Source organism: Mesorhizobium sp. M7A.F.Ca.AU.001.01.1.1 (assembly GCF_004022735.1).
GTDB classification, from domain to species: domain Bacteria; phylum Pseudomonadota; class Alphaproteobacteria; order Rhizobiales; family Rhizobiaceae; genus Mesorhizobium; species Mesorhizobium ciceri.
Genome location: NZ_RZPF01000375.1, coordinates 1 through 6,200 on the forward strand (window position 1 = coordinate 1; position 6,200 = coordinate 6,200).

The following is a 6,200-nucleotide window of genomic DNA, read 5'->3' on the forward strand; positions in this document are numbered from 1 at the left end:
ATCCATAGTGGAACCTGCCCAAGCCCGTGTCCCCTACTGCCATCCGCACCGTCTCGAAATCCTGGAGTTCATGTTTGACGGAAACAGCATGCCATGCGATCGAGCCGGATCTTGCTGAGCATCTCGAGCATGGCTGGCCGTTCGCAGAAGCGGACCGATCAACCTATTACACCCGACGGGGCGAGGTGGGTTACACGGACTTCCCTGCATATCGATCGGCAGCGTTGCACGCGGAGGTATGCTGACCGAGGCGGGTCGCGCAGGCAAGGAATACGGTTTGGAGGGGATCCACGTCGGCCACGTCATCGTCGATGGTGCCGTCGACGGCCACAAAATCCGCCGACGCTTTCCAGACGACGACTCGCGCCGTGACCGGTTGCTCGATATCGAGGGCGTCGTGGAATGCTCCGCCTTCCTCTATCGGCAGCACCACAAGGCTTGGTCGTTCGAGGTCGACGTCCGAACGTCCTTGCAGCCTTGGTGAGCTCTCGGTGGCGGAAACTTAGCGGCCTTTGAAGTTTGCAGCTCGGCGCCGACCAAAAGGCTATGCCACCGCATGCCGCGCCGGTCGAATGCGCGAACGCGGCCCAACTCGTACGTTGGAAATAAACGACCGCTGCTGCCCCGAAGGCTCGGATGGACCTTGTCAGGAAACGACGTTCCACTGTCCTGATCCACAGGATCGGGTTCGTTGTCCAAAGCAGGGTCCAGCGCGATATATGGACAAGCCGTCCGATAAATCGCCTTGGAGAGCGACCATGCGACTGCCGTGGCACCTCTCACCGAGGCACGAGCGAGAAAGTCCGCTTCACGGCAGTCGCATCGAACAGGCGTGATGCGTCACCGGCGAGCGCCAAGTCGCCGACGCAGAGCGTGACATTCGAGGCTTCGCCCCAGGTCGGCCGAGAGTGCAACAGGGCCGTCCTCGACAACAAGGTCCACCCATCGGCGGTAGCAGTCATGACGAGCCGAGCGCAAGGAGAATGACATGACTTCCAGCAGCATCGTTCGTCAAGATAACGGAGAGCGAACTCATTCAACAATGATGGCTTGGCGCGTGCACGAGTTCGGGCCACCAGAGATCATGAAGTACGAGCGCGTTCCGCGGCCTGATCCTGGCCCCGGCGAGGTCCTCGTCAAAGTTGAAGCCGCCGGCGTCGGACCGTGGGATGGTTGGATCCGGGCGGGCAAGAGCGCCTTACCGCAACCGCTCCCTCTCACGCTAGGCTCGGATCTCTCCGGCGAAATCGTCGCCAAGGGGTCCGGAGTTTCAGAACTGCGTGTGGGAGATCAGGTTTATGGCGTTACGAATCCGCGGTTTATAGGGGCCTACGCCGAATACGCAGTGGCTTCCGCTGAGATGGTGTCGAACAAGCCGACGTCGCTAACCTATGCTGAAGCCGCCTCTGTTCCTGTCGTTGCCGTGACGGCATGGCAGGCGTTGTTTTACCACGCGCAGCTCAAAGCCGGTCAAACGGTTGTGATCCACGGGGCGGCGGGAAATGTCGGCTCGTATGCGGTTCAATTGGCGCGTGAGGCGCACCTGCAAGCGATTGCGACTGCAGCGACGGACGACATTACTTTCGTACGCGATCTCGGAGCAAACACGGTCATCGACCACCAGACCCAACGCTTTGAGGAAAAGGTTAGGGACGCGGACGCTGTCATCGATCTGGTCGGCGGCGAGACGCAGAACCGCTCGTTCCAGGTCCTTCGTCGAGGCGGAAAGCTGATTTCGGCTGTGTCAAATCCGGATCAGAAACTCGCAGAACGCCATGGCGTTGAAGCCTCCTTCTTCCTGGTCAACGTCACGAGGCAGGACCTGGCGGAGATCGCCTGTCTCGTCGACGGTGGAAAACTGAGAACCAGGGTGGGGGCGGTCTTGCCGCTCGCGGACGCGCGCGAGGCGCATTTGATGTTGGAGCGCGTGCGGACTCCACCGAAGGGAAAGATCGTGCTCGATGTCGGAGCGAGATGATCGATCAAGCCTCGTCGTTGCACTCGCGAGCCCCGATTTGCCCACTTCCAAAGCTAGTCTTGAAGGACCAAGCAAATGACTAAGCTAAATCTCTCCAATGCCCTCGTCATTCCCGATTCTTTGCTCGCGAAAGAGGCGACAGATATCCTACGCGAGCACGCCAGCGATCTGCTCTTCAATCACTCGATCCGCGTCTACCTTTTCGCAGCTGAGCAGGGTCGTCAGAGGAAACTGCGCTTCGACTCTGAACTCCTCTACGTGGCGGCCGCATTTCATGATCTCGGCCTTATCAAGAAGTTTTCGAGCCCAGACGAACGCTTTGAGGTCGATGGCGCAAATGCCGCCCGACAGTTTCTAAACGTCCACAACATTGCTGAAGACCAGGTGCAGACCGTGTGGGAAGCAATCGCGCTGCACACCACCCCCGGCATTCCCCGATATATGGGCGCCGAAGTAGCGCTACTCAACTCAGGTGTTCTTCTCGATGTCATCGGAGTGGGCTTCGATCAGTTTCCCGTGGAGCTGCGTGAGGAAATCGTGGTCAAGTACCCGCGGGCAAATTTCAAAGAGGGCTTTATCCAGGAGTATTTCGCTGGCTTTGCGCATAAGCCCGCGACGACGTATGGCACCGTTAACGCGGCCGTCTGCGAACGTTTCATGCCGGGATTTAAGACTCCCAACGCATGCGACTTGATCGCCGCGTCTCCGTTCCCGGATTCCGCACCGCAGAACTCAACATGATGACGAGGACGTATCCCGTGCTCCAGGAGCTTGATCGCGATTGCGGGCGGGCTGCCGACGATGAATCGCTGATCTCTCCCAGGTGGTTAACTCTCGGCGCATTTGCCGCGCGCCGGACCCCAATCGTTGGTGGGAAATTGAGCTGCTTGCCTATCTTGCCTCTCGGTCAGCGCGGCGCTCCGACCGCCCGGGCAATGCCGGTCCGGCTTTTGGCGACTGGCCCGCTGGGGGCTGATAACCGGGCAGCAAGCCGCTGGTGGCGCTGGCGCCAGAATGGGCGCCCTGAGCGTATTGGATGCCGCTGCGGGTGCTCAGGTCATTGCCGGCGGCGCGACGGAGCGGATCGGCTGGGGGCTGCGGGATCAGTCTGGCGGCGCTGCTCTCTATGCTGCTCAAGGAAAGAAGCAGGTTAAAGCGACCGTGATATCGTGACGATGGCTTCGGACGTGAACCGTAGCGGTGACAATCAGTTCGGCCCTGGGTCTTGTTTGAACCAAGCGTGAGACATTAAAGAAAAAGTGCGATGATGTTGATCAATGGATCTGCCAATCGGATTAGTGCGCTGTCAAGAGCAATGCGAACGGCCTCCGTCCCACTGATAGCAACGGCGATCGCTCTGGGAGCTTCGCCCGTGATGGCACAGGACCGGGAGCAGGTGAGAATGGCCTTCGAGCACTCACTGCCGAATGTCGAAGGAACGAGAATAGTTGCTGTGACCGTGACTTATCCTCCGGGAGGCAAATCGCTCGCTCATCACCACGCAGCCTCGGCATTTATTTACGCCTACGTGCTCTCCGGGGCTATCCGCAGCCAAGTCGGCGATGAGCCGGCGAAGATCTATCATGCAGGTGAAGGCTTCTACGAAATGCCGGGCTCACATCACCGCATCAGCGAGAACGCGAGTGAGACCGAGCCAGCCAGCCTATTGGCGCTCTTCGTTTTGGACTCGAAGGACAAGCCCTTGACGACGCCTGACAAGGCGGCAGGATCACAATAGTAGCGCGACAAACTCGCCTGTCGCCGCGACGACTTTTTTGGCCGGTATAGATCGTCCGGTATCGGCTGGAAAATCGACCAATTAAGTCCAGTTCCTGACGCACGGACATTTCGGTTGGTTGATTAACAGACCGGACTGGGCCTTTTGCAGTGTGCTAACTACATGCATAGTACGGCATCTGACTGGAGAGGCCGTAAGAGGTGCCGAAACACGTTGTCGCGATCGTTGTCTATGAGGGTGTTCAGGCCCTGGACGCGGCAGGGCCGATGGACGTGTTCAGCGAGGCAAACACGTTTCTGGACAGTGCCGACCGTTATGAGACAGTATTGGTTGCCGCTCACCGCAATCCACTACGCGCGTCGAACGGGATGCGACTGGTAGCGGACCTGACCTTTGAGGAGGCAGCGGGGGGCTTCGACATCATTCTGGTGGCCGGCGCGCCGACGCCTCCGGCGACGGAGCCGGAACCGTACTTGGTCCAGTGGGTCAAAGAGTTGCCGTGGCGCTCGAGCGTTTATGGATCAATCTGCACCGGAGCCTTTGTCCTTGGCTATGCCGGCCTCCTGGATGATCGACGCGTCACAACCCATTGGCAGGATGCGCAGGCTCTGGCGGCCAGGTTCCCCAAGGCAAGGGTCGAACCGGACTTGATCTATGTGCGCGATGGGCGGCTGATCACCGCGGCCGGTGTGACTGCGGGAATAGATTTGGGCTTGGCGCTCGTCGGGCAGCAGCACGGCGCGGAAACGGCGCTCAAGGTCGCCAAGCGGCTGGTCGTGGTGGCCCAACGCCAGGGCGGGCAGTCGCAGTTCAGTCCCTACCTTACGGCACCTGCCGATCTGGAATCGCCCATCGCACGCATTCAGGACCACGTGATGGGCAACATCGGGGATCGCCACACGCTGGAGTCGCTTGCTGCTGTCGTCGGCATGAGCCCGCGAAATCTAGCCCGGCATTTCGTGCAGGCGACGGGGATTACACCGCATGAGTTCATCGAGCGCGCCCGCGTCGATGCGGCGCGCAGTATGCTGGAAGGAAGCGACAGACCGCTGAAAGCCGTCGCCTTCAATTGCGGGTTCGGATCCGCAGACCGGATGAGGATTGTTTTCACCAGCCGTATTGGCGTGACCCCCGGCCAATATCGCGCCAGCTTCCGGGGGGCGGAATCGGAATAGATCGCGAAGTCACGGCGGGTTGAGACGTGAAGGCTCAGACGGGCATTTGTCAGGAAACGACGCACGGCTGTCCTGATCCGCACGATCCCGTTCGTTGCCCGAAGCAGGGCCTTGTTGCGTAATGCCGACAAGCCCCGCCGGCGGCTGCCCAACGAAGGAGATTTTTCCATGTCTGAGATCATCGCCGAAATTCGCGTGCCTGACAGCGCTATCGCGCGGGCCGCCACACAGCTTGTGCGCGATACCGAAGACGACCTGCTTTTTAACCACAGTCGCCGCGTCTTCTTCTGGGGCGCGCTGACCGGCGAGCGCCGCGGCCTAAAATTTGATCCGGAACTGCTTTACCTTGGCGCCATGTTCCACGACATGGGCCTCACCGAGAAATATGCCAGCCCTGACCTGCGCTTCGAGGTCGACGGCGCCAATGCCGCGCGCGACTTCATGAAGGGCTACGGGGTGCCGGAGCGTGATGTCGAGGACGTCTGGACTGCCATTGCGCTCCACACAACCCCCGGCATCCCAGAGCATATGCGTCCCACAATCGGGCTGGTGACCGCCGGTGTGGAGATGGACGTGCTCGGCGTCGCCTATCACGACTTCACGCATGAGCAGCGCGACAGTGTGTGCGTCCATCATCCGCGCGAGACGAACTTCAAGGAGAACATCATAGACCACTTCGCCAACGGCATCATCAAGAAGCCGTTGACGACGTTCGGAAATGTGAAGGCTGACGTCCTAGCGCTGAAGGACATGAACTATGTCCGCCAGAATTTCTGCTCGATCATCCTTGGCTCACCTTGGCCGAGCTGACCCTGGTTGCCGCCGGTCGAGGAAGCTGAAATGGGCGCCATTCCTATATTTCTCGTCTCAGTTTGAGCCGCAAACCGGTGGCGGCGAGACCATTTCGGACGGACGCTATGCTGGAACAAAGAAATTTCTTCTACTGCCTGAGCTGCCAGAGTCCTGGCACGACGTGATCGCTGCTCTGCGTAGAAAATCCGAATAACGGGGTGAGATAGTGATCCGGGACCGTATGGGTCTGCTCTAGATCGCGGACGGCACCTACAGCGAGCCGGAACAGGAGTATGAGCGGTTACTCTATAACCGCCTAGCTGCCGTGATCGGCGGTCTCGGCGAAGGTAATGATAGCGGCGATGGCGGCGCCGTCGTCGGCTACGATTTCAGCGGCCTACCAGCCTGTAATTAGTCGCGTTCATCGTCCTTAGGTTCGCCAAACCATACGAGAGCCTTCCACGACGACCTCGATGTCGAATTGCTGTGTGATGTAGACTAGGCCGCTGCCTGGAGT

Annotated in this window: 7 protein-coding genes; all 7 read left to right on the forward strand. The window is 59.6% G+C overall.

Going from position 1 to position 6,200, the window contains the following annotated elements; translation table 11 throughout:
• The first annotated feature begins 238 nt into the window (after positions 1-238).
• The 7 genes from EN884_RS21600 to EN884_RS21625 all read left to right on the forward strand — a co-directional run bounded on the left by EN884_RS21600 (position 239) and on the right by EN884_RS21625 (position 5,701).
• Positions 239-484, forward strand: coding sequence for a hypothetical protein (locus EN884_RS21600; RefSeq protein WP_063170534.1), 246 nt, complete (start codon positions 239-241; stop codon positions 482-484).
• Positions 485-988: 504 nt separating this feature from the next.
• Positions 989-1,978: an NADP-dependent oxidoreductase gene (locus tag EN884_RS21605; protein ID WP_127224675.1), complete on the forward strand. Its 990-nt coding sequence runs from the start codon at positions 989-991 to the stop codon at positions 1,976-1,978.
• Positions 1,979-2,053: 75 nt separating this feature from the next.
• Positions 2,054-2,719: an HD domain-containing protein gene (locus tag EN884_RS21610; RefSeq protein WP_063170531.1), complete on the forward strand. Its 666-nt coding sequence runs from the start codon at positions 2,054-2,056 to the stop codon at positions 2,717-2,719.
• Between the two features lie 273 nt (positions 2,720-2,992).
• Positions 2,993-3,151, forward strand: coding sequence for a hypothetical protein (locus EN884_RS38720; protein WP_158515811.1), 159 nt, complete (start codon positions 2,993-2,995; stop codon positions 3,149-3,151).
• A gap of 142 nt (positions 3,152-3,293) precedes the next feature.
• The gene (locus EN884_RS21615) at positions 3,294-3,716 is read left to right on the forward strand and encodes a cupin domain-containing protein (protein ID WP_063170863.1); all 423 of its coding nucleotides are present in this window, start codon (positions 3,294-3,296) and stop codon (positions 3,714-3,716) included.
• Positions 3,717-3,916: 200 nt separating this feature from the next.
• Positions 3,917-4,891, forward strand: a complete 975-nt coding sequence (locus tag EN884_RS21620; protein WP_063170530.1) for a GlxA family transcriptional regulator — start codon at positions 3,917-3,919, stop codon at positions 4,889-4,891.
• A 168-nt stretch (positions 4,892-5,059) separates the two neighbouring features.
• Positions 5,060-5,701 carry an HD domain-containing protein gene (locus tag EN884_RS21625; RefSeq protein WP_063170529.1) on the forward strand — a complete coding sequence of 214 codons (642 nt, stop codon included), beginning with the start codon at positions 5,060-5,062 and terminating at the stop codon, positions 5,699-5,701.
• Positions 5,702-6,200: the final 499 nt, after the last annotated feature.